This is a genomic window from Anabaena sp. FACHB-83 (assembly GCF_014697485.1).
Taxonomy (GTDB): domain Bacteria; phylum Cyanobacteriota; class Cyanobacteriia; order Cyanobacteriales; family Nostocaceae; genus Nostoc_B.
The window spans coordinates 1-25,844 of the sequence record NZ_JACJRY010000070.1 but is presented as its reverse complement, the minus strand read 5'-3'; the positions used below and the strand labels follow the sequence as shown (position 1 = coordinate 25,844).

Annotated in this window: 22 protein-coding genes; 5 read left to right on the top strand and 17 right to left on the bottom strand. The window is 39.8% G+C overall.

All coding sequences use genetic code 11. The features are described from left to right. Positions 1 to 628 precede the first annotated feature (628 nt). Positions 629 to 1,006, top strand: a complete 378-nt coding sequence (locus tag H6G79_RS33880) for a KGK domain-containing protein (RefSeq protein ID WP_190594881.1) — start codon at positions 629 to 631, stop codon at positions 1,004 to 1,006. A 306-nt stretch (positions 1,007 to 1,312) separates the two neighbouring features. Here the strand turns inward: H6G79_RS33880 and H6G79_RS33875 are convergent, their stop codons facing one another. The 5 genes from H6G79_RS33875 to H6G79_RS33855 all read right to left on the bottom strand — a co-directional run bounded on the left by H6G79_RS33875 (position 1,313) and on the right by H6G79_RS33855 (position 5,417). Next, entirely contained in the window at positions 1,313 to 1,921 is a 609-nt protein-coding gene (locus tag H6G79_RS33875; protein ID WP_190594882.1) for a hypothetical protein, read from the bottom strand. Between the two features lie 148 nt (positions 1,922 to 2,069). Continuing rightward, complete coding sequence (gene arsH / locus H6G79_RS33870) at positions 2,070 to 2,723, bottom strand: arsenical resistance protein ArsH (RefSeq protein WP_190594883.1); 654 nt, start codon at positions 2,721 to 2,723, stop codon at positions 2,070 to 2,072. Between the two features lie 17 nt (positions 2,724 to 2,740). Next, positions 2,741 to 3,139, bottom strand: a complete 399-nt coding sequence (gene arsC / locus H6G79_RS33865) for an arsenate reductase, glutathione/glutaredoxin type (protein WP_190594884.1) — start codon at positions 3,137 to 3,139, stop codon at positions 2,741 to 2,743. 35 nt (positions 3,140 to 3,174) lie between these two features. Next, on the bottom strand, positions 3,175 to 4,326 hold the full coding sequence (gene arsB / locus H6G79_RS33860; protein ID WP_190594885.1) for an ACR3 family arsenite efflux transporter: 1,152 nt from the start codon (positions 4,324 to 4,326) through the stop codon (positions 3,175 to 3,177). A gap of 29 nt (positions 4,327 to 4,355) precedes the next feature. Continuing rightward, positions 4,356 to 5,417, bottom strand: a complete 1,062-nt coding sequence (locus H6G79_RS33855) for a PstS family phosphate ABC transporter substrate-binding protein (protein ID WP_190594886.1) — start codon at positions 5,415 to 5,417, stop codon at positions 4,356 to 4,358. 298 nt (positions 5,418 to 5,715) lie between these two features. On the opposite strand from H6G79_RS33855, the gene H6G79_RS33850 reads away from it, so the two are divergent. After that, positions 5,716 to 6,156, top strand: coding sequence for a biotin carboxylase (locus H6G79_RS33850; RefSeq protein ID WP_190594900.1), 441 nt, complete (start codon positions 5,716 to 5,718; stop codon positions 6,154 to 6,156). 120 nt (positions 6,157 to 6,276) lie between these two features. Here H6G79_RS33850 and H6G79_RS33845 read toward each other — a convergent pair whose 3' ends face one another. The 3 genes from H6G79_RS33845 to upp form a co-directional block, all read right to left on the bottom strand. Continuing rightward, positions 6,277 to 6,552 (bottom strand): YggT family protein, encoded by a 276-nt coding sequence (locus H6G79_RS33845; RefSeq protein WP_062287113.1) that lies wholly within the window; start codon positions 6,550 to 6,552, stop codon positions 6,277 to 6,279. Between the two features lie 172 nt (positions 6,553 to 6,724). Next, entirely contained in the window at positions 6,725 to 7,069 is a 345-nt protein-coding gene (locus H6G79_RS33840; protein WP_190594887.1) for a hypothetical protein, read from the bottom strand. 77 nt (positions 7,070 to 7,146) lie between these two features. Further along, complete coding sequence (gene upp, locus H6G79_RS33835; RefSeq protein WP_190594888.1) at positions 7,147 to 7,797, bottom strand: uracil phosphoribosyltransferase; 651 nt, start codon at positions 7,795 to 7,797, stop codon at positions 7,147 to 7,149. Positions 7,798 to 8,318: 521 nt separating this feature from the next. On the opposite strand from upp, the gene crtH reads away from it, so the two are divergent. Beyond that, complete coding sequence (gene crtH / locus H6G79_RS33830) at positions 8,319 to 9,830, top strand: carotenoid isomerase (protein ID WP_190594889.1); 1,512 nt, start codon at positions 8,319 to 8,321, stop codon at positions 9,828 to 9,830. A gap of 55 nt (positions 9,831 to 9,885) precedes the next feature. On the opposite strand, the gene H6G79_RS33825 is transcribed toward crtH, so the two are convergent. The 8 genes from H6G79_RS33825 to H6G79_RS33790 form a co-directional block, all read right to left on the bottom strand. After that, positions 9,886 to 11,214 (bottom strand): response regulator, encoded by a 1,329-nt coding sequence (locus H6G79_RS33825; protein ID WP_190594890.1) that lies wholly within the window; start codon positions 11,212 to 11,214, stop codon positions 9,886 to 9,888. A gap of 5 nt (positions 11,215 to 11,219) precedes the next feature. Next, positions 11,220 to 14,189 (bottom strand): PAS domain S-box protein, encoded by a 2,970-nt coding sequence (locus tag H6G79_RS33820; protein WP_242048727.1) that lies wholly within the window; start codon positions 14,187 to 14,189, stop codon positions 11,220 to 11,222. Between the two features lie 344 nt (positions 14,190 to 14,533). Beyond that, the gene (purT, locus tag H6G79_RS33815; protein WP_190594891.1) at positions 14,534 to 15,709 is read right to left on the bottom strand and encodes a formate-dependent phosphoribosylglycinamide formyltransferase; all 1,176 of its coding nucleotides are present in this window, start codon (positions 15,707 to 15,709) and stop codon (positions 14,534 to 14,536) included. A 60-nt stretch (positions 15,710 to 15,769) separates the two neighbouring features. Continuing rightward, positions 15,770 to 16,258 (bottom strand): pentapeptide repeat-containing protein, encoded by a 489-nt coding sequence (locus H6G79_RS33810; RefSeq protein WP_190594892.1) that lies wholly within the window; start codon positions 16,256 to 16,258, stop codon positions 15,770 to 15,772. Between the two features lie 25 nt (positions 16,259 to 16,283). Beyond that, a complete protein-coding gene (locus tag H6G79_RS33805) occupies positions 16,284 to 17,504 on the bottom strand; it encodes a sensor histidine kinase (RefSeq protein ID WP_190594893.1) in 1,221 nt (406 codons plus the stop codon). A 376-nt stretch (positions 17,505 to 17,880) separates the two neighbouring features. Continuing rightward, positions 17,881 to 19,809 carry an ABC-F family ATP-binding cassette domain-containing protein gene (locus H6G79_RS33800; RefSeq protein WP_190594894.1) on the bottom strand — a complete coding sequence of 643 codons (1,929 nt, stop codon included), beginning with the start codon at positions 19,807 to 19,809 and terminating at the stop codon, positions 17,881 to 17,883. 71 nt (positions 19,810 to 19,880) lie between these two features. Then, on the bottom strand, positions 19,881 to 20,297 hold the full coding sequence (locus tag H6G79_RS33795; protein ID WP_242048725.1) for a DUF1824 family protein: 417 nt from the start codon (positions 20,295 to 20,297) through the stop codon (positions 19,881 to 19,883). A gap of 283 nt (positions 20,298 to 20,580) precedes the next feature. Next, positions 20,581 to 21,429 carry a prohibitin family protein gene (locus tag H6G79_RS33790; RefSeq protein WP_190594896.1) on the bottom strand — a complete coding sequence of 283 codons (849 nt, stop codon included), beginning with the start codon at positions 21,427 to 21,429 and terminating at the stop codon, positions 20,581 to 20,583. 140 nt (positions 21,430 to 21,569) lie between these two features. Between H6G79_RS33790 and H6G79_RS33785 the strand changes: the two genes are divergently transcribed. Next, the gene (locus H6G79_RS33785; protein WP_190594897.1) at positions 21,570 to 23,378 is read left to right on the top strand and encodes an ABC transporter transmembrane domain-containing protein; all 1,809 of its coding nucleotides are present in this window, start codon (positions 21,570 to 21,572) and stop codon (positions 23,376 to 23,378) included. A gap of 31 nt (positions 23,379 to 23,409) precedes the next feature. Next, on the top strand, positions 23,410 to 23,838 hold the full coding sequence (locus H6G79_RS33780; protein ID WP_190594898.1) for a hypothetical protein: 429 nt from the start codon (positions 23,410 to 23,412) through the stop codon (positions 23,836 to 23,838). Between the two features lie 76 nt (positions 23,839 to 23,914). Here H6G79_RS33780 and H6G79_RS33775 read toward each other — a convergent pair whose 3' ends face one another. Next, positions 23,915 to 25,564: a hypothetical protein gene (locus H6G79_RS33775; RefSeq protein WP_190594899.1), complete on the bottom strand. Its 1,650-nt coding sequence runs from the start codon at positions 25,562 to 25,564 to the stop codon at positions 23,915 to 23,917. Positions 25,565 to 25,844: the final 280 nt, after the last annotated feature.

Below are 25,844 nucleotides of genomic sequence, written 5' to 3'. Positions count from 1 at the left end.
AATCTGGTACTTTTTTGAGTTCTGTGATTAAGCTGGTAGTCATTAGCACCCTGATTTAATACTGTTATCATCCTGATTCAACCATTTTTCTTTTGAGAATGAAACAGTCCTGCCTTGGAAAGGGGGGAGATAAGAGAATCTAGTTCCCTCCCCTTTATAAGGGGAGGGTTAGGGAGGGGTAAAATACTGAGCAGCTTCACATAAAATTGGTATAAGACCTGAGATAACGCGATGTGCAACTTCTTTTTGAAACCCCTCTCCAAACCTCTCACCTACCAATGTAGAGACGCTATAAAAGCCTATCCCGCCTTGAACTAAAGTTCCAGGCTAATAGCGAAAGTCCACTCAAGTGGACTGGAATGAGTTTCTTGTTGAGTCCTCTTCAGAGGACTTGCGCTGTGAGACTCGGAATAAATTCTGAGGCGGGACAGATGCACTCAACCGAGATTTGTGTGTACACCATATCCTCGTAGGGAATGGGTTAGGGGTTAGGTTTGAGAGAAGGTTGCACACGGCGTAAGATATGTGCTTTCTAACTTATTTGTAAATCAGAAGATACCTGACTTATTTGAGAAGTTGGGTATCTGTGGCTATCGAAGTGATGATTAATTTTTAACTAGAGGTTGATATGGAAGATATATTCAAACCCATAGAATGTAATGATGATGATGTTGTAGAAATTAAAGATAACATTTATAAAATTAGCAAGATTAAGTCGGGAGTAAGTCAATCATCTAACGAGAATTTATCATACAGTTTGGAACAAGAATTAGGTGAGAAAAGCGTTGATTTTCCATCATGTAATTATTTCTCTGATGAAGGGATAGACTGCAAAATCCTAACATTGGGTTCTCAAAACTGGAAAAAGGGAAAAATAAAATTTAAACTCAGCATTGAGTTTTATATTGAGGAGGATGTGGAAATAAATAATAGTCAAGATTTAGATGTCGCTGAAGTAGAATCATCACTGGATGAATTACGACGTAAGCTTCAGGAGGAAAGTTGAGGAATAAAAAAATGGCGTTGCATAAATGCGGGATGAAATCATAAAATTCTACTTTTAAAACTCTTGCTCTTTGCGCCTTTGCGTGAGACAAAAATCATCCCCGTAATCAGCAACGCCAAAAAAATATATATAGCCATCCCATCGGAGTTGTGAAAAAGTATTCTTTTTAACGAACCGCAAAGGACGCAAAGGACACAAAGAAGAAGAAGAAAGAGAGTTTTATAAATGATGTAGGATTGCTATATATACCCAGCTTTCTATCTGAAGAGAAGTATTCTTCCTACTTCTAGCCTACACAAATTGAGTTCATTTTTGATTTTGAGGCCAGCGCCAATTATAACGATTCCAATCATAAATGCCTTGAATTTCAAATTCAGAACCGTTATAAAAGCGAATAATGCAATTTGGAGAAGAGTTGTTATTATTGCTGATTTCATCGATGTAAACTACCGTGCAGAGAAACCATTCTCGTTGACAAGGGCCATTGTCTTGCACCCATTCCCAGAGGGCGTTGGAAACTTCGATGCGATCGCCTACTCTTAACTTGAGTGCATCTTCAAAATCAGCATATTTATCAAAATGATAGGACTCAACTCGATTCAACCATTGCAAACCATAGCGTTCGCGGATGAATTGGACTGCGCCTGAGTTTTGGTTATGCAGCCAATCATTGAGTAGTTGCACTTTCCAGGTGCGGTTTTGTTGTTCTTCTGTTTTGACAAATTTTAAAAATGCTAACAGTTCTTCGGAGTCTAATTCGTCTAACGGGTTAGCAATATCGGATGTGGAATCTTGAGGAATTTGCTTGACTACTTGCAGTAATATCTGTTTCTGCGTCTCAGAGAGAGGACAGCTGGCTACATCACAACGCTTAAAGGCTGTTTGCAATGCTGTTTTAATCTCATCTGGGTTCATAGGTCGTCAAGAGCAACTTAGAGGTTATGTCTCTAATTATTACAAAATCCCTAGTTAGACGGTGAACGGCAATAGTATTATTTCTTATTGCCTATTTAATTAAGAATTTTCTCATAACAGAGATGCGATCGCTCAAAATTAATTTTAATTAATTAGTTTGCAAAGCTTTGTTCGCCACTTCAATGATCTCTTTGGCTGCTTTCTCTTTACGTTCACTGTAGCGATCAGTGAGATAATCTACCTTGTCTCGTAACAACAAAGTAAACTTATAAAGTTCTTCCATCACATCCACAACGCGATCGCGGTAGGGTGAATCTTTCATAGTGCCGTCTTCGTTAAACTCTTGATATGCTTTCGCTACTGATGATTGATTGGGAATCGTAAACATCCGCATCCATCGCCCCAAAATTCTCAATGTATTCACGGCGTTGAACGATTGGGAACCACCACTTACCTGCATTACAGCCAAAGTTCTACCTTGGGTTGGACGAACTGCACCTATATTCAGAGGAATCCAGTCAATTTGGTTTTTCATAATCCCCGAAATCTGACCGTGTAACTCTGGACTAGACCAAACTTGCCCTTCTGACCACAAACTTAATTCACGCAATTCCTGAACCTTGGGATGGGTGTCAGGGACGCTACCGTAAATTGGGAGTTCTCTGGGGTCGAAGAACATCACCTCTGCACCAAATTCTGTAATGATGCGGGCGGCTTCTTCTGCTAAGAGGCGACTGTAGGAGCGATCGCGCAAAGAACCATATAAAAATAAAATTCTGGGGGGATGGTCGAATGTTGTCATGATGGAAATAAATAAGTTTATGCTTGATTTACCGATGCGATTAATTGCGCTACCCGTTCTTTAATTTCATCGCGCACTCTCGGAAAAATCTCAGGTTGTTCAGCCGGATCATCCAATTGCCAATCTTCAAATACTTCGCGCACTACCCACTCCGGCGGTAAATTCACACCACAACCACACAGAGAAATCACCACATCAAAATCTTCAGCTTGAAAATCACTTAGGGGTTTGGAATGCTGATCAGTAATATCAATCCCAATTTCTTGCATAACTGCGATCGCTTCTGGCCTTACCTGACTCGCCTCTAATCCCGAACTAGTCACAGCAATTTTTCCCTTACCCAAGGTTTTAGCAAAACCTTCCGCCATTTGTGAACGGGCAGAATTTTTTTTACACACAAACATGACACGTTTCATAGATAACCCCTGTTTTTTATTCCTGATAGTTGTGATTATTTGCAATCCCCAAAACAACGCGGATCTAGCAAGGTTGCTTTCTCCGGTTCTCTCGGAAACCAACTTGCTGTGCGTTTACAAACTTCAACCAGCATTAACATGACTGGCACTTCAATTAAAACCCCTACCACCGTAGCCAGTGCAGCACCAGAACTTAAGCCAAATAAAATCACAGCCGTGGCGATCGCTACTTCAAAATGATTACTCGCGCCAATTAATGCTGCTGGTGCAGCATCTTCGTAAGATAAATTCAGCTTTAATGCTGCTACATAACTAATCAAGAAAATGAAATTAGTTTGAATAAACAATGGTACAGCAATTAACAAAATATGCAAGGGATTATTCACAATTAATTCACCCTTGAAGGCAAACAGCAGTACCAAAGTTAATAACAAAGCCGTAATCGCCACGGGAGTCAAATAGTTGAGAAATCGTCTTTCAAACCACTCTTTACCTTTATATTTAAAAATCCAGTAACGGCTGTACATTCCTGCTATTAGCGGCAAACCAACGTAAATTAGTACCGACAAAACAATAGTTTCCCAAGGTACAGTTAAATTATTCGCCGCTAGTAACCATCTACCCAAAGGCGCATATAAAAATAGCATAGCCAAAGAGTTTACAGCCACCATAATTAAGGTGTGTCCTTGGTTGCCGTAAGAAAGATATCCCCACATCAGCACCATTGCTGTACAAGGTGCAATTCCTAATAAAATTGTGCCGGCAATGTAAGAATTAGCCAGTGTAACTTCACCACCGCGAATCATTTCACTTCCGACAATCAAAGGACGAAATAACCATCCTAAGAAAAACTGAGCAAAGACCACCATTGTGAATGGTTTAATCAACCAATTCACTACCAAGGTGAGAATTACCGGTTTTGGGGCGCGGATAGCATTTGTAGCTTGGGTGAAGTCAATTTTCACCATGATGGGATACATCATGAAAAACAAACAGACAGCAATGGGAATCGACACTTGATATACACTCATTGCGTCCAGTGCTACCGCCACTCCAGGAAATAATCGACCCAGTACAATTCCGCCAAAGATACATAAAAATACCCAAACAGTCAGGTACTTTTCAAAAAAACTGAGATTACTGCCTGCTTGTATCCGACTGGGACTAGCTTGTGAATTATGAGCCATTAAAGTACACCTAAAATCAAACTTAATCGCTAAAACTTGGCTTCTTTTCGTAACAATTCACCAATCGTGAGATTCATTTCTGCTTTGCCATCAAATACTGTTCCTACCTTGCTTTGATAAAAGTGAACAGAATTTATCTGGTAGCCTTCGTCAGGTAAAGGTATATAACCCACAGAAGTTACAGCTTTTGGGGCATTTTTAATGTAAAAGTCTATAAATTCGTACAGTATTCCCCTTTGTGAGAAAGATTGAGGATTAACGTAAATAAATAATGGTCGAGAAAGTGGTTGATACATTGCTTTCTCTACTGTTTGCGGTGAAGGTGATACAGAGCCACGGCCGCTATCAATAGAAAGAGCTTTTAATTTATCTTGATGTTTTTCGTAATAAGCGTAGCCAAAGTAACCTAACGCATTTGGATCTTTACTAATGCCATCTACTAACATTTCATCATTTTCACTGGCTGTATAATCGTTGCGAGAAGCTCTAGCTTTACCAACAATTGCCTCTGTAAAGTAGTCAAAAGTACCAGATTTTCCCCCAGCACCATACAAAGTCAAAGGACGATCTGGCCAAGATGCTCGTACTTGGTTCCAGCGAGTAATTTTCCCTTGAGCCGCAGGTTCCCAAATCTTTTTTAATTCTGCTACTGTGATGTCTTTTGCCCAAGTATTTTGAGGATTTACAGCCACAGTTAAAGCATCAAAAGCTATGGGAAGCTCTATATACCCCACTCCATTATTTTTACAAGCTGTCATCTCTGCTAACAAAATCGGTCGGGACGCATTGCTGATTGCTGTTTCTCCTGCACAAAATTTTTCAAACCCGCCTGTAGTACCAGAAAATTTGACTTCAATTTGCGCCTTGTTATTAGAGTCTGCTTGAAACTCTTTGGCGATCGCTTGCGTGATAGGATACACCGTACTAGAACCATCAATTTTAATCGGTATCCCAGTCTTTTTACTATTACTCACTTCTACAGCACTTGGAGACTGCTGACTTTGAGTATTAGAAGTTGATTTATCGGCACAACTGCTGATTAGAGTCAGCGTTCCCAACACGAGAGCCAATTTCTTAACTTTTGTATTCATCGACCTCTCCACCGCGTGTTGTCGCTAAGGTTGTCTATTCCTCATATCAAATTTTCTTGATGTATAAGGTGGATGTCAACTAAAGAATACAAAAATTCATCAAAAAAACTTGATGGATACTCCGCAGAATTTAAAGTCTGCAATCTCTTGGTTGCGAAATTCAGGTAAGCTGAGGTTAAAAATAGTGCTGAATGCCGAGTTTTTCAGCACTAAGTTCACTTAGAGTAATTAATTACCTGTGTGAAATATGAAAAAACAACACAGCAAAGCATTTTTATGGAATTTCCCAACTTTGGTTATGCAGTACTACTCAAAACTGATGCAGCTAATATTTACTGTTTGTCTGTTTGCGCTTCTCTCATGGGTAATCACACCAACAGTCGAAGCCTTAACCCAGATTAAACTATTTGACATTTCTTATAAAGATTGTCCCCCAGAACTAGCTCAGGGGGCAGTGACAAGTGGCGGTAGCGCAACGGCGGCTAATTGCTTTATTGTCATAGGTAAAGCCGAAAATGGCACTTATAAAACCGTCTACGATGCAGATATCTATGGTCGGATATATGATGCTAACAACGACCCAGTTTTACAAAATCGTACCCGCCTTGGTTCTATTGCCGAAGTTCCCCCAGGAACTAGCAATTTTGAGTTGAGAATTTCTGTACCAGCAAATCAGCCATTACCTTTAAAGTTAAAGCAATTTAAAGCGTCGGGATTTAGTAGTCAAGTCCGAAGATGAGTGCTGAGTGCTGAGTGCTGTACACTGAGCGCAGTCGAAGTGTAAGTGTTGAGTGACGACAGCTTTTAATAAACAGTCTGGGTTGATTCACCCAGACTTTCAATAACATCCAGTGGATAGTTAGGCAAAAACCTGCAAACCACCTACTAGACTACCTACTACTTGTCCTACTATTTGCAGCAATAAAATCGCCAACATTGGGGAAAGATCAATGCCGCCCAAGGGGGGGATAATGGAACGGAAGACATTGAGATATGGGTCAGTAATTTGGCTTAAAGCAGAAAAAGGCTGATTATACCAATTGATGGTAGGGAACCAAGTCAATAAAACTCTAATAAATAGTAGAGCCGTATAAAGCTGTATGAAGGTATTGAGAGTGCTAATCAGTAAAAACATGGATTTTGGGGTTTCCTGCTAAGTTTCACAAGCGGTCTTATAGTTGATTTTAGTTTAGTCGTTGTCATGCTGTCTGCGAATTAGTATCTATTTTGACCACGACTAACGTTTACCGCCGTTGTTGATTAGTCTGAAGGTGGAAACTCAGTTGCAGAAAGCCGTTTACAGATGACTAATCTTGTATTGAGGAACGATCGCCTGCTGTTTGACTAGCACTGCCGTTTACATTACCCAACTGTTGCCTTACTTCGTCAATTGTGGCATTTAACTGAGCAATTTTATCTTCTAGCGATCGCCTAGCTGATTCCATTTCCAGATTTCCATTGTCTAAAGCTCTCATCCGTCGTTTGGCTGAATTTTTTTTCGGCTCTACCACACCATTACTGAGTTCGGCTTCTTCTTCTGTTGATTCTAAATCCAGCCGAGAAGTGATGACAGCGCCCAAAACACCACCAACTAAGCCGCCAAACAGCGCCCCTGCGAAAAAACCACTAGCAAAACCATCTCGCTGACTCATAACTTTACCCGCCTTGAAGCAATCTTACAATCTTGATCTTGTGTTAAGCGATTTTCCTTTCCTAGCTGCATAGTAACTTAAGTACCAAAAATGCGATCGCCCGCATCGCCTAATCCCGGTACAATAAAACCGCGATCGTTCACTGTTTCATCAATAGTTGCAGTGTAAACGATTAAACCCGGATACGCCGCACTTAATTTTTGCAATGCTGGCGGAGCTGCAACTACACTGACAATTCGCGTCAACTCCGGGTCAATTCCCCGTTGAGTTAATTCTGCCATCGCCCGCATAATTGACCCCCCAGTAGCTAACATCGGGTCTGTAATTAACACCCTAGTTTGCGGATCAAATTTTTCCGGCAATTTATTCAGATAACACCGAGCCTCTAGTGTTTCTTCATCACGCACTAAGCCCAAATGATAAATTGAAGCCAAAGGTAACAAAGTTTGCGCCCCTTCTAACAATCCTAACCCTGCCCGCAGAATCGGCACCACTGCCACAGGCACTTCTGGATTAATAAAAGTTGCGGGACAAGCCTGCAAAGGAGTCTGCACCGTTGTCTCTAGAGTTGGTAGCCACTCCCGCGCCGCTTCGTAAGTTAGCCATCTGCCTAACTCCGTGATGGCACTGCGAAATAATACTGAAGGTGTAGCAGCATCACGGGCAACTGCCAACCAGTGCTTAATTAAAGGATGGGGTGGAACGTAAACACGCAGCTGTACCGTCATAGCTGGAAATTGGTACTTTTGATTTTATTGGAACTGAAACCTCATCATACTCTTTCCTGTGTGTAGCTGGCAGCCAAAATCAACCTCCAAAAATTATTGAAAATCTTTTTCATTAGTAGTTGACATATATTCTCAATCAAAGTTATATTATGAATCAGTGTTCTCCTCTCTTTAAGGATCGGCAGACGGGATTAGCCAGCAGTCGCAGGCTTGTCCCTCTTTTTTGTTTTGGTCATTGGTCATTGGTCACTTGTTGGGTTTTCAGGCGTAGAAACACAACCCAGTGCAGATATTAACAGGACTTACGCACAAAGATTATCTGTGGAGATTGGGTGTAAGGGTTTTAAATAAGTACACCCTTATACCCCTGAACCCCTATACCCTCGTCAAAACCCTTGATTTTCGTTTTGATGCGTAAGTCCTAATTAAGTAAAAAGACTAAACTTCAGGAACGGAAATTAGGCTATTTTGTAGTTTGTATTTAGCAATACCAATAACCAATAACAAAGGACAAATGACCAATGACAAATAACAATCTTGTATTTGACGCAATTATCATTGGTTCGGGAATGGGTGGCTTAGTAACAGCAACTCAACTAGCAGCCAAAGGCGCAAAAGTTTTGGTGTTAGAGCGTTATTTAATTCCCGGTGGTAGTGCCGGCTATTTTGAACAGCATGGTTATCACTTTGATGTTGGCGCATCGATGATTTTTGGGCTGGGAAAAAACGGCACAACTAACTTGCTGACTCGCGCCTTAGATGCGGTCAATATGCAAATCGAAACAATACCAGATCCAGTACAAATTCATTATCATTTACCCGATGGATTAGACATTAAAGTTGACCGGGTTTATGACAACTTTTTGCAAAATCTTACTGCTTACTTTCCGCAAGAAGCAAGAGGCATTCGCCGCTTTTATAACGAATGCTGGCAAGTTTTTAATTGCCTAAACCGTATGGATTTGTTGTCTTTAGAAGAACCTCGGTATCTGATGCGGATGTTCTTCCAGCATCCTTTAGCGTGTTTTGGGTTACTGAAATATTTACCACAAAATGTTGGAGATATCGCGCGGCGTTATATTAAAGACCCCTTATTATTAAAATTCATTGATATGGAATGTTATTGCTGGTCAGTAGTACCAGCAAGCATGACACCCATGATTAATGCTGGGATGGTCTTTTCCGATAGACATTATGGCGGTGTTAATTATCCTAAAGGTGGAGTAAGCATAATTGCTCAAAAACTAGTGGAAGGACTAGAACAACTTGGTGGTCAAATTAAGTATCAAGCGAGGGTAAAAAAAATTATCCTAGAACAAGGACGTGCTGTCGGTGTAGAACTTGCTAATGGTAAAATTTATCGAGGTAAACGTATAGTTTCTAATGCTACACGCTGGGATACATTTGGCAAATTAATTCCTGTAGAGAAATTACCTAATAATGAGAAAATATGGCAACAACGCTATGAAAAATCGCCCAGCTTTTTGAGTTTACATATCGGCGTGAAAAGCTCAGTTTTACCTCAGCATATAGAATGCCATCATATTTTGTTAGAAGATTGGGCAAAAATGACAGCCGCAGAAGGCACGATTTTTGTTTCTATCCCCACATTACTTGACCCAGATTTAGCACCACCGGGACATCATATCATTCATGCCTTTACACCTCAATGGATTGATGGTTGGCTGGGTTTATCGCCAAACAGATATGAAGCCAAAAAAGAAGCAGCAGCTTGGCGAATTATTGACCGACTAGAACAAATTTTTCCGGGGTTAGATGCAGGGTTAGATTATTTATCCGTCGGGACACCCCGCAGCCATCGCCGCTTTTTGGGGCGCGAAGATGGGACTTATGGGCCAATTCCCCGACGTAAATTATGGGGCTTGTTAGGGATGCCATTCAACCGCACAGCTATTCCAGGACTTTATTGTGTGGGTGATAGTACTTTCCCTGGTCAGGGTTTAAATGCTGTAGCGTTTTCCGGCTTTGCTTGCGCCCATCGCATCGCTGTTGATTTGGGAATTGGTCGATAGTCATTGGTCATTTGTCACCTGTAACCTGTCACCTGCCATACTCAGCACTTTTAATTTAAGCAACTTGAGACACTGTTTGTTGGAGGGGAATTTTGACGATGAATTCTGTCCCGGTTCCTGGTGAAGATTTACAGGTAATATGACCACCATGTTTGTCTACAACAATTTGATGGCTGATAGATAAACCTAATCCTGTGCCTTTACCCGCAGGTTTAGTTGTAAAGAAAGGTTCAAATAACTTTGCTTGGACTTCGGGCGGAATTCCTGGGCCGTTATCTGCAATGTGAATGGCAACCCAATCATCACTAATCATTTTGGTATGAATTTTAATGCTGCTGGGTTTTTGGTGAATTTCTGCCAAAGAACGCTGTTTATCATATTCATCTAAAGCATCAATGGCGTTAGAGAGAATATTCATAAATACTTGGTTAATTTGTACAGCATAGCATTCGACTGGTGGTAGTAAACCATAGTCTTTGATAACTGCGATCGCGGGATGGTCGGATTTTTGTTTCAGACGATAATTTAAAATTGTCAGCGTACCTTCAAGACATTCATGAATATCGGTTTCTGTAAGATTTGCGTCATCAGTACGCGAAAAAATTCGCATAGACCTAACAATTTCTCGAATGCGTCTTGCACCAAAATTCATGGAGTTGAGCAATTTTAATAAATCGCTCTCTAGAAATTCTAAATCTGTTAATTCTAGTTCTGCTTGAATGCGGGGTGTGGGTTCTGGGTATTCTTCTTGATATAAATGCAGCAGTTTTAAAACTTCTTGAGTGTATTCATTGGCATGAACGAGATTGCCATAAATGAAGTTGACAGGGTTGTTAATTTCATGGGCAATTCCGGCTACCATTTGTCCTAAGCTGGAAAGTTTTTCGCTTTGAATTAACTGAATCTGGACGTTTTTTAGGTCAGTATAAGCTTGGCTAACTTCCGAAACCTTCTGCTCTAATAGGTCATTTTTATGTTCTAACTTGACAGTTAAATCATGTAGCTTGAGGTGTAATTGAACTCGTGATAAAACTTCTTCTTGTTGAAAAGGTTTAGTGATATAGTCTACTGCACCAACTTGAAACCCGGCGATTTTATTGGTTGTATCTGATAGTGCCGTCATAAAAATAACGGGAATATCTTTAGTTTTGGGGTTTGCCTTTAATAGACGACAGGTTTCAAATCCATCTATTTCTGGCATCATGACATCCAGTAAGATTAAGTCGGGTAAAGCGTATTTAACTCGCTCTAAAGCAACTTTTCCAGATTTCGCTACCATCACTTCCAAACCAGCCTGATCTAAAGCATCAGACAAGACACCTAAATTAGCAGAATTATCATCAACAATTAAAACTGTGGGAGTTTGTTCGGTGGTAAGACTCATAACGCTTACTGTTGAGGGTGAATGAGTGCCAGAATTTCTTGGTCTTGAAATTCTTGTGCTAGTTGTTGCAGCCGTTTGCTAAAAGGAAGATATTTGGGATCTATTTGGGAAATTAATGCTGCTTGTTTTATGATTCCCTTAAAGTTACCCTTCATCACTAATTCATAGAGAGTTTCTATCTCTGCCTGGGGAGGTAGAATTAAATCGGCTTGATGTGTTAATAACGGGTTTTCAGGGCTTTGCTCTTCATACAGCCACTCTAAGTTGAGAAATTGCCGCAATTTTTGAAATAATGCGATCGCCTGCACTGGTTTGGGGAGAAAATCATTACCACCAGCTTCAATGCTGCGATGTTGGTCGCTTTCAAACACGCTGGCTGAGGAAACAATAATCACGATGTGTTTAAAAGCTTCTGATTGGCGAATGCGGTGAATTAACTCAAAACCATCAATTTCTGGCATTAACAAGTCAGTCAGGACTAAATCTGGCTGAAACTCGGCAATTTTTCGCCAACCTTCTGCACCATCATTGGCTTCTGTAACTTCAAACCCAATGGGAGTCAGTAAGTTATAAATCACAGAGCGATTTTCCCATTTATCATCTACAACTAAAATCTTGGGTTTGCGGTCTTTAATCCCGATAATTTGGCCAAAATCATCAGCTTGGGAAGTTTTCACCCATTCTTGAGCTTCTGGTAAGTAAACATCAAACCAAAAAATACTGCCAACGCCAATTTCGCTTTGAACGTGAATTGTGCTGTCCATTAAGTCCACAATTCTTTGGCTAATGGCTAATCCTAAGCCTGTACCTTCTGTTTGTCGCCGTCTGTCGCCCACTTGCTCAAAAGGTTGAAATATGGCTTGGAGTTTTTCTGGGGGGATACCAACGCCTGTATCGCGGACTTCAAAGCGGATTTTACCGCCAGAAGCATAACTGATGGTAAAGGTGACTTGACCAGCATCAGTAAATTTAATGGCGTTGCTGAGGAGGTTAATTAAGACTTGTCGCAGGCGTTTTTCATCGGCGCGGATACCAATTGGTAATTCGCTGGCAAATTGATACTGAAATTGAATGCTTTTGAGTTCTGCACGAATACGACACATTTCGGCGACACCTTGCAGAAATGCGGGAAAGTGGAAATCGCTGGTCATCAGTTCCACTTTTTGGGCTTCAATTTTTGATAAGTCGAGGATATCGTTGATTAAGGTGAGCAAATGAGAACCGCACTGATAAATGACATCAATACGCGATCGCTCATCTTGGTTGAGATGTTTGGAACGCTGTAAAATTTGGGCATAGCCGAGAATGCCATTTAAGGGTGTCCGTAATTCATGGCTCATATTAGCCAGAAATTCGCTTTTGGCATAACTGGCGGCTTCGGCTGCTTCTTTGGCTTGAGCGAGGGCAAATTCGGCTTGTTTGCGATCGGTAATATTGCGGGTGATGGCAACCATACCGAGAATATTACCTTGGGTATCTCGCCAAGGTGCTTTAGAGGTGAGATATATGCCCCGAACTCCATCCTTAGCAACCTCTTCTTCAAAGGTTTCCGCGTTACCTGTGGCGATAATTTCGCGGTCTTTTTTCATAATGGCCAAGGCCACATCTGGCGGAAATATTTCCGTGTCATCTTTGCCGATAATCTCTTCAATTGGTAAGCCAATAAAATTCGCCAAATTAGAGTTCAGGGCAACATGACGACCTTGGCGGTCTTTGACCACGATAAAATCTGGTGTACTTTCTAAAATGGAAGCTAGTACTGTGTTAGTTTGTCGCAATTCTTCTTCGGCTTGTTTGCGATCGCTAATATCACTAGCTAAGGCAATTACACCCAGAATGTTACCCTCAGTATCTTGCCAAGGAGTTTTTGTCGTCCTGAAGGTGCCATTAATTTGACCATCGGCACTACAGAGATATTCTTCATTGGTGATGGTAATACCTGTGGTGATAATCTGTTGGTCTTGAATTGCATACTTACGTGCCACTTCTAATGGCATTAATTCAAAATCGTTTTTACCAATGATCTCTTCAACAGCACGACCCATAAAGTTTGCCGCATTAGAATTTAAAGTAACATACCGCCCTTGAGCATCTTTAACGACAATATAATCGGGTGTACTGTTTAAAATTGAGCGTAGCAAGGTGTTGCTTTCACGCAAGTCTTCTTCAGCTTGTTTGCGATCTTGAATATTTGTCTGTACCCCAATCCATTCTCGAATACTACCGTCAGCTTCCAAGATGGGGACACTCCGCGTCAGCCAGTAAAAATACTCCCCATCATATCGACGAATCCGACACTCTACCTCAAATAAACTTTTATTTTTTACCGCTTTTTCCCATGATTGAGCGGTTAATAAGCGATCGTCTGGATGAATCGCATTTAACCATCCCCATCCCAACAGTTCTTCTAAGGTTTGCCCTGTAAATTCTCGCCACGCGGAAATATCGTTGGTAACAAGACCATCAGGTGGCACTATCCAGACAATTTGACAAGTAGCTGTAATTAAAGACCGATAGCGTTCTTCGTTGCGCTGGAGGGCAAATTCAGTTTGTTTGCGTTGAGTAATATTTTCAGTAAAGATGATAATGCCGCCAACTTCACCTGTAGGCAAATGCCACGGACGGATTGACCAATTTACCCATTCTTCCGAACCATCAGCACGAGGAAAACAGTCTGCATTGTTTTGCGCGTTGGCTCCGGCTAAACATTGTTGGTGAATTTGCCTCCATCTTTCAGGGATATCAGGGAAAACCTCATAATGAGATTTGCCAATAATATCTTGAGTTAATTTATAGATTTCTAGCCATTTTTGACTTACAGCTAGATACTGCATATTTTGATTAAATATGGCTATTCCTATCGAAGCAGATTCAATGGTTTGATAGAGAGCGATCGCTAGTGGATTGTCATTGATATCTGTTGTCGCTAAAGATTGAATATCTGGGAACATTGTTGGCTCTGGTGTCTGACTCATGCTTGTTGATTACTCATTCTCTTGAAAGTCCGCACAGGGGGAATCCACCCAGAAATTTGCGGGTTTATCTTCTGAATCAGCAATGTTGTTTTGTGAAGTGATGAGTGTTAACCAATCTACTTCATACCCAGAGTTCCCTAAAAATATTCAAAACTAACAAACAACAAAATTGAGATTATTTTTGTAGAATAACTCAATAAAATTACATCTTTTGTTAACTATTTATATAATTGTGTTATACAAAATCGATATTAAGAAGCATATACTGAGAATGCCTTTGCAGGCTAATTAGAGACGTTACATTTAACGTCTCTACTTGCAGTCTGATGGGTTTAATATGCTATTCAACTCGAAATAATTTGCACTTTACTTGCTGCTGTTGTTGCTTTTTCTCTTGCTTGCTGCACATTCTCAGCCTTAGCTAAAGCAACACCCATACGGCGATAAGGATGAGCCGAAGGTTTACCAAATAATTTTATATCGACATCTTTTTCGGCTAAAGCTTCAGCCACACCAATAAAGTTTATTGAGTCTGATTTTTCGGCAGCTAAAATTACTGCACTAGCTGAAGGGCCAAACTGTTCAATATGAGGAATAGGTAAGCCTAAAACCGCCCGCAAATGTAATTCAAATTCATTCAAATTCTGAGAAATTAATGTCACCATACCTGTATCATGGGGTCGTGGTGAAAGTTCCGAAAAAATTACCTCATCTTTAGTGATAAAAAATTCCACCCCAAAAATTCCGGCTCCACCTAAAGCATCGGTGACTTTTTTAGCTATAGCTTGAGATTGTAAGATTTTATCTTCCGATATGCCTGCGGGTTGCCAAGACTCTTGATAGTCGCCTCTTTCTTGACGATGACCAATAGGTGAACAAAAGATTGTTGGCGCATTCCATTGCTTAATTGTCAGCAATGTAATCTCAATTTCAAAGTTAATAAATTCCTCAACAATGACTTTTTGACTATCACCTCTAGAATTTGCGATCGCATAATTCCAAGCCTTTTCCATCTCATCTTTATTCGCAACTACAGATTGACCTTTTCCAGAAGATGACATTACAGGTTTAACTACATTGGGAAAGCCAATTTCATCGGAGATTGCAATTAATTCTTCTAAAGTGACAGCATAACCATATTTAGCCGTTCTAATGCCTAACTCTTTGTGTGCCAATTCCCGAATTCTGTCGCGGTTCATTGTGTAGTTAGTCGCCGCCGCCGTCGGAATAACTGTAATCCCTCTTTGTTCAAATTCTAGTAACTTTTCAGTTCTAATTGCTTCAATTTCTGGTATTATCAAATCGGGCTGATGCTTTGTCACCACTGCTTCTAAATCATCAGCACTCAGCATAGAAATTACTTCCGCACAATCAGCAACCTGCATCGCTGGCGCATTTGCATAGCGGTCAACAGCAATTACATAATTACCCAACCGTTGCGCCGCAATCACAAATTCCTTACCGAGTTCACCTGAACCCAACAACATCAGTTTTTTCGGCAACTTAATAGAATCACTCATCAATTTATCCAGAAAATTTTCAGTATCATCATCTTATAATTTTTTGGATTTTAATTATCATTATTTTAAATGAGTGAACTTAGCCCCGCGCAACTTTAAATCTTGATACTGTAACTGAGTTAAACCACTACCTTCACCCAACTGACATCCTTCTACTAAAGCCTCTGTCCAAATAGTTTCATTAAGGGTTGCGCCTGTTAGATCAGCGTTGCGTAAGTCAGCTTTAGTAAAATTAGCAAATAGGAGATCAGCATTAACTAAACTACTATTTTGTAGATTTGCATTAGTTAAGTTACCTCTAATAAAATTTACTTCCTCTAATATCAAACTAGATAAATCAGCACCAACTAAATTAGGAAACTTTAGTTGTTGAGGATTTTGTAAAAATCGCATCATACAAACTATATTAGCTTCATTTAATTTAATTTCACTTAAAAAAGTATAACGACCTATTCCTAATGATTTGAGAGTTTGTAGGCGTTGTTGAGGATTTTTTTCTAAAAATTGAATTGCACTTTCTCGTAATTCCTGAGTTTGTAAATTAATCATTATATCTAATATTAATAGCTGAAAACTATCTTTTTATAGGTAGTATTATATCAATTGTCGTACCTTTATTAATCAGAGAAACACATTTAATCGAGCCACCATGTTGCTCTACAATAATTTGATGACAAATAGATAAACCTAAACCTGTGCCTCGCCCAACAGCTTTAGTAGTAAAGAAAGGTTTAAAAATGCTTTGGCAAATTTGTTCATTCATGCCACAACCATTATCAGTAACTGAGATAGTAACTTGATTTTCCTGGGATTGAAATGTCCGAATCCAAATAGTTGCTGCCTCATCGAGATTACTATCGGGGGTTACTTCTTTTTCAATTAAAGCATCAATAGCATTATTAATTAAATTTAGAAATACTTGATTTAAAAGACGAGGATTACAATAAATTTGTGGTATTGTGCCGTAATCTTTAATGATTGAAATAGGTTTGCTATTACTTGCAAAGCGGTTAAGTCTGTGCTGTAAAATTACAAGCGTACTATCAATACCTTGATGAATATCAGCTTTTTTGTATTCCGATTCATTTAACCGCGAAAAACTAGAGAGTGATTCAACAATTTCACTAATTCTAGTTGTGCCAGACTCCATTGAGTCTAAGAGTTTTGGCAAATCAAGATGGATAAAACTTATATCACTTTTAGCAAGAGCTTTAGCAATTTTGTCATCTGGGTTAGGATACACAGCAGCATAAGTATCTAGAAGATTGAGTAAGTCATTAGTATATTGGCGCAAATATTGTAAATTACCATAAATAAAACTGATGGGGTTATTAATTTCATGGGCAACGCCAGCTACCATTTTTCCTAACGCCAACATAGTTTCGCGTTGAATTAATTGCATTTGCGATTGCTGAGTTTCTGTTAATTGAGATAGGGCTGATTCTGCATTATCTTTAGCTATGCGGTATTGTTCTTGTACTAAAAATAATCGTTGTAGTGTTTGATAGTAAGTATTCACACTAAACAGCACAAATAATGAACCAAAAAAGAACACCATGCCCGTTAGCAATGGTATCCAGTCAAACAGCTTGTTAATTGTTAAGTAAATACATAATAAATAACCACCCAGAAAAAAGACCATGAGCGAAAACATAACTCGCCAATTGAGTTTATCTGATTCTGTCTTGAAAAATCTGAGAATTTTTCGCGTCTTGATAATAGATAGTCCCATTATTCCAGCACCAAGACTAATCAAGGTGACAATCAAAGACAGAATCATTGGAGAACTTAACATAGTATTCAGCCAAAATTAACGGCAACAGAACCTATACCATCGCTAAACACATAGGGAAATATTCATTTTGATTCGACTGTATCAAAGCAATTCAAGTAATATCATGTCCGTTTGATTACTTACTAAAACCTCTAAACCCCACCCCGCCAAAGCTACGCTTTGTCTCCCGTCCCTATTGAGGGGGAGAATTTGGGGGTGGGGTGTAATGATTCCAGGAATTATAAATAATTAAACGAACTTGATTTGACTGGAATGGCAGATACGCTATTAAATAGCAGAATCATAATCTAATCATAGAAATGCCCTCACCAAAGGGCAAGGGCTGACAGACTCTACCAGGATAAATCAGAAAAACTTCAAGAAAGCTTCATTAATTTTAAGATTCGATTTCGGCTAATTCTAACCAGCGTTCTGTGGCGGTATCAATTGCTTGTTTGAGATTTTCTACTTGTTCGTAAAGTTTCTGGACTTGGCTATAGTTCCCTGGCGCAACTTTATTCATAGCTGCTTCGGCTTCGGATTTTTCGGCTTCTAGTTGAGAAATTTTAGCTTCTAATTGTTCAAATTCGCGTTTCTCCCAATTGGATAACCGACGGCGTTTTTTGGTTTCGCTATCTTTAGTTTGAGTGGCTGTTTGTGCTGTGGAATTTTTGGATTTTTCTTGAGTTTTAGCTGCTTCTTGTTGTGCTGCTTCTTCGGCTTTTTTATAATCGAGATAAACTGAATAATTCCCCGGATATTGCCGGATATTTCCACCTTCTTCTAAGGCAAAGATTGTGTCTACAGTGCGGTCTAAAAAGTAGCGATCGTGCGACACTACAATTACACTACCAGAAAAGTCTTCTAAATAGTCTTCTAAGACTGCCAATGTCTGAACATCTAAATCATTGGTAGGTTCGTCTAAGATTAAAACATTGGGCGCACTTATTAATATACGCAATAAAAATAAGCGGCGTTTTTCGCCACCAGAAAGTTTATGAATTGGTGCATACTGTTGGTTTCCGGGAAAGAGAAACCTTTCTAACATTTGAGATGCAGTAATTTTTGTGCCATCGGCAATTTGCACAAATTCGCCTTCTTCTTTGATATAGTCAATCACGCGCTGATTTTCATTCAAAGCTGTGAGCAATTCTTCGGAGTGTTGGTCAAAATAACCAATGTGAATTGTCGAACCAATCTCTACATTACCAGAATCTGGCTGTATACGTCCGGTAATCATATTCATTAAAGTAGACTTACCTGCGCCGTTACCGCCAATAATACCAATGCGGTCTTCGGGGCTGAATTCGTAAGTAAAATCTTTAATGAGAGTTCTATCGTTATAAGCTTTAGAAATATTCTGGATGTCAATAACTTTTTTGCCAATGCGACGGCTAACTGTGGAAATATCTACTTTGCCTAAACCTTGTTTAAATTCAGTTTCGCGCATAGCATGGACACGCTGAATTCTGGCTTTTTGTTTGGTACTTCTAGCTTTGGGGCCACGCTTTAACCATTCTAATTCTCGCCGCAAGACTCCTTGATGTTTGCGTTGAGTGCTGGCGGCTGATTCTTCGGCTAGGGCTTTCTTTTCGAGATAATATGAATAGTTACCTGTGTAAGTGTAAATGTCGCCTCTATCGATTTCGATGATGCGATTGGTGACTTTATCTAAGAAGTAGCGATCGTGTGTGATTAAGAATAATGCACCGCGAAAGCGATTTAAATAACTTTGTAACCATTCTACAGATAGTGCATCTAGATGGTTGGTTGGCTCATCCATCAGTAAAACATCGGGTTCTGCAAGCAAGGCTGTGGCTAAGGCTATACGTTTACGATATCCCCCTGATAATGTGGCGATGGGTGCATCAAAATCGGCAATTCCTAATTTTGTCAGAATTATTTTCGCGTTAGTTTCTAATTCCCATGCGCCTGTTGCGTCCATTCTTTGCATAACACTAGAGAGGCGCGACATTAACTGAGTATCTTCAGGGTAATGGGCGAGTTTATCTGATAGTTCTTCGTATTGGCGTACCAATATCATTTGTTCGCCACTATCAGCAAAAACTTGTTCTAAAACTGTGCGACTTTCATCTAAATCTGGTTGTTGGGGTAAGTAAATGATTTTTGCACCGGAGTTGGTGATAATTTGCCCACTATCAACTGTTTCTAGTCCGGCAATCATTTTTAATAGTGTTGATTTACCAGAACCATTAGTACCAATTAAGCCAACTTTATCATTAGCATCAATGCTAAAGTTAGCGTCTTTTAATATTTCTTTGATACCAAAATCTTTTTTAACAGATTGGAGCGTAATAATACTCATAATATAGATTTGTTATTTGCGATCGCCAGTCAGTAGGCAAGGTTCTTACCTTACCTACATTGTCCCAAATTTTAGGCAAATAAATCGAGGGGTAGGTGTCCATACATTTCGTTGATTCCTCTTTCATCATAAGATTGGCAAGATACTAATACACCGCGATGATGTCCAGCGTAGGAATCAAGGTAGCACAGACCATTTTTGCCGTTTAATTTGATATAGACTGGCCCTTCGGTGGTGGGTAAATCAGTCGGGACTCCATAACCTAAAGCCCGTGAGTAAGTTTTCATCGCCAGTAGGGCTTCGGCGGCGGTGTCAGCACAAATTCCTAATATTTGATAGTCAGAAAGTTTGGTAATTAAGATTAAAGACTGACGCACCAAGGCTTTTTCCGCATTATCAAGGACTGGGGCAATATCTAAACAGTTGAATTTGTTGAGGAATTTTCGAGCATCAGCAACAGTCAGGGGGAGTTGGTTGGAGTTTGGCATAGATTTAATCATGGTTTTCGAGAATTTGCCTTTTGTGTGAGGTGAACAGAATCAATTTTAGATTTGGGATTTTGATCTTATCTTCAGCTACAAAGGGAAACAATTTGAGTGGGTAAGTTTCCTGGTATAAAGCCAAAAAATCTACAATCTGTAATCTAAAAGTGGCACTGTGAAATATATGGCAGCCCTATTGGATATCTGAACAAAAAAGACAAGGGAAGGTAGACAAGGCAGAGATGTTTGTAAATCATTGATGATTGGATATTTGGTTAATTTACCTAAATTATGGTTGATTAGGAACATTCCCCAGGTTGAAAATAAAGGGTACACTACTTTGAGATTTATCACCCATAACCAAAACTTTTGGCATTTGTGCGCCACCTGTTTTCCATGCTTCAATTGCTTCTTTTTGCAAAACTAACTGTCCACCTTGAGCTTTGAGTGTCTCGGCTAAAAGTCTTTGTGCTTCGGCTTTACCTTTAGCGCGATTAATTTCTGCCTGGGCTTCTTGTTCTGCTTCTCTGGCTATATAAACGGCTCTTTGGGCGCGTTGTTCGGCAATTTGTTTTTCTTCTACGGCTCTGGCAAATTCGGGCGAGAAAGTCAAGTCAACTACACTAGTATCTAGCACAATTATTCCGTATTTGTCTAAGCGATCGCCTAACGCATTATCAAAGTCTTCTTTTAGTTCACTCCGTTTAGTAATAGCCTCTTCTACTGTTCTTTTGGCTGCTGCAATTTTAAATGCTTCTTGGGTTTGGGGAGCAATGATTTTTGATACTATATTTTCTAAACTTCCTTGTTTTCTTCTCACTTCTACTACCTGTGAAGGATCAAGACGGAAGTTAATGGCGAATCGTGCCGATAAATTTTGTAAATCTTTGGTGGAACTTTCGGCTGGAACTTCAAATTTCTGCACTGTTAAATCATACACATCGATCACGGAAATCAAAGGCGGTTTCAAATGAATCCCCTCCAATAAAGCACCATCTCTAGCTTTACCCAAAATACTAATCACGCCTGCTTGCCCTGGATTGATAATGATAAAGGCATTCAGCCCAATAATCACCAGTATTCCTAACAAAATTCCTAAAGTTGTAGTTTGCCAATTGCCAAATTGTTGATTTCTCAAGGTTGTATCTCCTTTTGGATTTTCCCGCAACTCCAGTATGATTGTGAGACTTTATTTGCCTGTTAAGGCTGGCTAAATTCTACAAAAGTCAGATACTTCCTCTCCGTGTTATCATCAAATGCACACAATTTTAAACGACTGTGGCTATAGCATTTAATTCTCGTCAGATATTAAACCAGCGTAGACATTCAGTGCATCCCCTCCATCGCCTGCTTGACTACGGACACCAGTATCGTAAACAAATCTGGTTGGCAATTGGTTGTTCTGTTCTGAACAAACTGTTTGATTTAGCGCCACCGGGGTTAATTGGCGTAGCGGTGGATGTAGTAGTCAAACAGCAGGATTCTATCATTGCCCAGTTGGGTGTCAAAGATGTCTTTGGACAATTTTTAATTATTTCCCTACTCACGGTTGTCATCTGGATACTAGAGTCAGTTTTTGAGTACGCTTACGCCAAACTTTGGCGCAATTTGGCGCAAAATATTCAGCATAACCTGAGACTGGATGCTTATAACCATCTACAAGATTTGGAATTAGCTTATTTTGAAGAACGCAGTACTGGTGGTTTGATGTCCATCCTTAGTGATGATATCAACCAACTAGAGCGTTTTTTGGATGTAGGAGCCAATGACATTATCCAGGTAGCCACGACAGTAGTCATTATTGGTGGAGCTTTCTTTATCTTGGCTCCTAGTGTAGCGTGGATGGCGATGTCGCCGATGCCCTTTATTCTTTGGGGTTCCTTTGCTTTTCAACGCCTGCTTGCACCGCGTTACGCTGATGTGCGCGAAAAGGTAGGTTATTTAAATGGGCGACTAGTAAATAATTTAAGTGGGATTACTACTATTAAAAGTTTTACCGCCGAAGATTATGAAAGCTATCGTTTAGCCCAAGACAGTGAAGCTTACAAAAAAAGTAACTCGAAAGCAATTAAACTCTCGGCTGCATTTGTTCCCCTGATTCGGATGCTGATTTTAGTTGGTTTTACCGCATTACTATTATATGGTGGAATGGCTGCGGTTGCGGGACAAATGACTGTTGGCACTTACAGCGTGTTGGTGTTTTTAATTCAACGGTTGTTGTGGCCTTTAACTAGGTTAGGTGATACCTTTGACCAATATCAACGGGCGATGGCTTCTACTAACCGTGTGATGAATTTATTAGATACACCAATTGCCATTCATCCCGGAAATATCGCCTTACCTGTGGAGAATGTGCGCGGCGAAGTACAGTTTAAAAATGTGACTTTTGCTTATAAAGATAGATTATCGGTAATTACTGATTTATCTTTGCTGATTCCGGCTGGTAAAACCATCGCCATTGTTGGTTCGACGGGTTCCGGGAAAAGTACTCTGGTTAAGCTGTTACTGCGGTTTTATGAGGTGGAAAACGGCAGTATTACAGTAGATGGAGTTGATATTCAAGATTTAAGTTTGCGTGATTTACGTCGTTGTATCGGCTTAGTTAGCCAAGATGTATTTCTTTTTCACGGTACGGTAGCGGAGAATATTGCTTACGGCACGTTTGATGCAACTACCAAAGAAATCATCCAAGCGGCGAAGGTGGCAGAAGCCCATGAATTTATTCAAAATCTACCCCAAGGTTATGAGACAATTGTCGGGGAACGGGGACAAAAGTTATCTGGTGGACAACGCCAAAGAATTGCGATCGCTCGTGCAGTGTTAAAGAATCCCCCAATTTTGATTTTAGATGAGGCGACATCAGCTGTAGATAATGAAACCGAAGCCGCTATCCAGCGATCGCTAGAAAAGATTACAGTAGATAGAACCACAATTGCGATCGCTCATCGTCTTTCCACAATTCGTAATGCCGACTGTATTTATGTCATGGAATATGGACAATTAGTCGAGTCGGGAACCCATGAAGAGTTGTTGGAGAAAAATGGAGTTTACGCTAGTTTGTGGCGTGTGCAGAGTGGTTTAAGATAAGTTTCGCGCAGAGGCGCAAAGGCGCAAAGAAATGATGTTTGGTAGTACCCAGTCGGAGACAGGTGATAGTAAGTGGCGTAGTCAGTTGGATAGGTTTGTGAAGGCAAATCAACAAGAATTGGCGGCGTTATCTTGGGCATTATGGTTACAAAATGGTGATAGCCAGGGTACTATCGGCATCGATTTGCAGCCAACTCCGCACTTTGTTTATTGTCCCCAAGAAGCGATAGAGAAATTAAATGAGAATGTGGAAAATCGGCTGCAAGAAATTATCGGAATTATTACCCATCATCAGCCAGAGGTGGAAGTATTGATGATAGGTATTGGCAAGGGAGAAGTTAAGTTAATTCAGTTTGCACCAGAACCAACACCGCCTGAATGTTTTGCACAAGTTGGTAAAGATGTAGATGGGTTGTTGGATTTATTAGAACAGCGAATGAGTGGTGAGATTGTTGTTTAACGCAGAGGAATGTTGAGGAAAACGCAACGTTACGCAGAGAAAGATATCAATTTTCTCTGCGTAGCTTTTTAATTTATTAGCTGTGCCAAAGTTGATAAAACTCTGGATATTTTAGATTTTCGGCACAGTGCCAGATAATTTTCAACACAGCCTCATAGCGATAAGAACTATTTTTGTAAAATTTTTGGTTCAAATAGTCTTTTAAAGATGTGAGGACTTGTGGCAAATATTCAACTGGCAGGATTTTATTTAAACTGTCAGCTATATCTAACAGATAGGATTCATAAGATAGATTGCTGGTAAGATTATTGTAGTAGTTTTGATTGTCATCAGCAGTCTGAAAGTTTTGGATGTATCCGATAAGGATAGGAATAATTTCGTTGAATTTATCTTTCACTAATATGTTGCTGGCATTTAGTTGCTCTAGATTTTGAATCGATGTCATCAATAATATTTGATGTAAATGGTTTTCTGGTGTTGTACATAATGTAAAAATTGCCTGTGGATTACCAGGATCTATTTTTGCTAAACTCTTAGCGATATACAACTTAAATGATTCATCTTGAGTATTTTGGAGTAACTGGGATAATGTACTAATTGCCAATTTATTACCAGGATCTAACTTTCCTATCAGGCAAGCTGCTTTCTTAAGACAAAATTCATCCTGAACCTTTTCTATTTTCTCTATTAGAGTCGTAATCCCGATTTTATTACCTGGGTCAATTTTTTCTAAACTCTCAACTGCGTAACATAACAAATAATAGTCTTGAGTTGAAGTAATTAGCTCAGTTAAAGTGACAAGTACAGCTTTGTTACCCAAACCTATTGATCCCAAATACTTCACGGCTATGCTTAAATATGAATGCTCTTTCGCAGTCCTAATAAGCTGAATTAGGGCATTAATTACTAGTTCATAAGTAGGATCAATTTGTACCAGACAGATAGTTGCTTGCCATGCAATATACTGAGCATCATCTGGATATTTTGGCGATTGACCGAGATTGTTAACTAATTTGAATAGAGCGTTAATTGCAATTTGATTACTAGAGTCTGCTTCTAGGAGACTTCTAGCCATTTGCAAACATTCTATGTCAGACTGAGCATTTTGAAGTTGTTCGGATAAAGTTGCGATCGCAGTTTCATCTAATACTGATATTTGCCTAAAAGTTTGACTAATCTGGCAAAATGTAGGTTCAGGTTCATCCTCAGCAATTGGCATTAACGCCAAAGCTGCGATCGCACTTTTATTACCTGGATCGAGTTTTCCTAACTTCTCAGCCGCGAGTCTCATAATTGTGCGACTTTCAGTTGTGTGAACCAAATGAACAAAAGCCGCAACTACTTTTTTTCTATCGGTTAATTCCAGGGTTTTTCTCGCCCTCTCTACCAAAGGTTGGGGTAATATCTGCCAATCTCGCTTATCTTGTCGAAAATAGCCATAACTCCATTTGAGCAGTTGTTCGACAATCCTATCAGCCAAACTGCTTTCGGGAAATTTAGCGATCGCCTCAGCCGCCAGAAAATAGGCGCGATAGCGATAAAAACCGCCGCAACCGTCGTCAAAATCTATTAAAGCCTGGATAAAATCTTCTTTTTGCTGCTTATCGACATCCTCTCGACTGAACCAGTGGAGAATATCAGCTTTCCACTCCGGTTCAAAGATGCGGTAAGAAACTTGATTTAGATTAGTGCGATCGCTCTTAAAGAAATACTGCCAATCATACATCGCCTCCTACCCACTTCAATATGTGGGACGAAAGGTCATCAAATGAAACTTATCCTACAAGTTAGCTGGCTGTCAAGTTTGTAAAAGATACTAAGCCAAACTTATTCTTGTCTTACAGCGTTTTTCGTCTCCATACAGCACCTACGGCTGTTATGAGGTACAGTAGTAGCAACTAGCAAACCAGTTTCTTAAATGTTGAGGATTTATTAAGTCGAGTGCAACTGAGATTAGTTTATCAACCATTTCTGTTGTAGTTGGAGCAAAATTGCGTAAAAAAGAT

Coding starts and splice junctions, on each gene's coding strand:
- H6G79_RS33880 (WP_190594881.1), top strand. CDS start 629: ATGGAAGATATATTCAAACCCATAGAATGTAATGATGATGATGTTGTA.
- H6G79_RS33875 (WP_190594882.1), bottom strand. CDS start 1,921: ATGAACCCAGATGAGATTAAAACAGCATTGCAAACAGCCTTTAAGCGT.
- arsH (WP_190594883.1), bottom strand. CDS start 2,723: ATGACAACATTCGACCATCCCCCCAGAATTTTATTTTTATATGGTTCT.
- arsC (WP_190594884.1), bottom strand. CDS start 3,139: ATGAAACGTGTCATGTTTGTGTGTAAAAAAAATTCTGCCCGTTCACAA.
- arsB (WP_190594885.1), bottom strand. CDS start 4,326: ATGGCTCATAATTCACAAGCTAGTCCCAGTCGGATACAAGCAGGCAGT.
- H6G79_RS33855 (WP_190594886.1), bottom strand. CDS start 5,417: ATGAATACAAAAGTTAAGAAATTGGCTCTCGTGTTGGGAACGCTGACT.
- H6G79_RS33850 (WP_190594900.1), top strand. CDS start 5,716: ATGCAGTACTACTCAAAACTGATGCAGCTAATATTTACTGTTTGTCTG.
- H6G79_RS33845 (WP_062287113.1), bottom strand. CDS start 6,552: ATGTTTTTACTGATTAGCACTCTCAATACCTTCATACAGCTTTATACG.
- H6G79_RS33840 (WP_190594887.1), bottom strand. CDS start 7,069: ATGAGTCAGCGAGATGGTTTTGCTAGTGGTTTTTTCGCAGGGGCGCTG.
- upp (WP_190594888.1), bottom strand. CDS start 7,797: ATGACGGTACAGCTGCGTGTTTACGTTCCACCCCATCCTTTAATTAAG.
- crtH (WP_190594889.1), top strand. CDS start 8,319: ATGACAAATAACAATCTTGTATTTGACGCAATTATCATTGGTTCGGGA.
- H6G79_RS33825 (WP_190594890.1), bottom strand. CDS start 11,214: ATGAGTCTTACCACCGAACAAACTCCCACAGTTTTAATTGTTGATGAT.
- H6G79_RS33820 (WP_242048727.1), bottom strand. CDS start 14,189: ATGAGTCAGACACCAGAGCCAACAATGTTCCCAGATATTCAATCTTTA.
- purT (WP_190594891.1), bottom strand. CDS start 15,709: ATGAGTGATTCTATTAAGTTGCCGAAAAAACTGATGTTGTTGGGTTCA.
- H6G79_RS33810 (WP_190594892.1), bottom strand. CDS start 16,258: ATGATTAATTTACAAACTCAGGAATTACGAGAAAGTGCAATTCAATTT.
- H6G79_RS33805 (WP_190594893.1), bottom strand. CDS start 17,504: ATGTTAAGTTCTCCAATGATTCTGTCTTTGATTGTCACCTTGATTAGT.
- H6G79_RS33800 (WP_190594894.1), bottom strand. CDS start 19,809: ATGAGTATTATTACGCTCCAATCTGTTAAAAAAGATTTTGGTATCAAA.
- H6G79_RS33795 (WP_242048725.1), bottom strand. CDS start 20,297: ATGCCAAACTCCAACCAACTCCCCCTGACTGTTGCTGATGCTCGAAAA.
- H6G79_RS33780 (WP_190594898.1), top strand. CDS start 23,410: ATGATGTTTGGTAGTACCCAGTCGGAGACAGGTGATAGTAAGTGGCGT.
- H6G79_RS33775 (WP_190594899.1), bottom strand. CDS start 25,564: ATGTATGATTGGCAGTATTTCTTTAAGAGCGATCGCACTAATCTAAAT.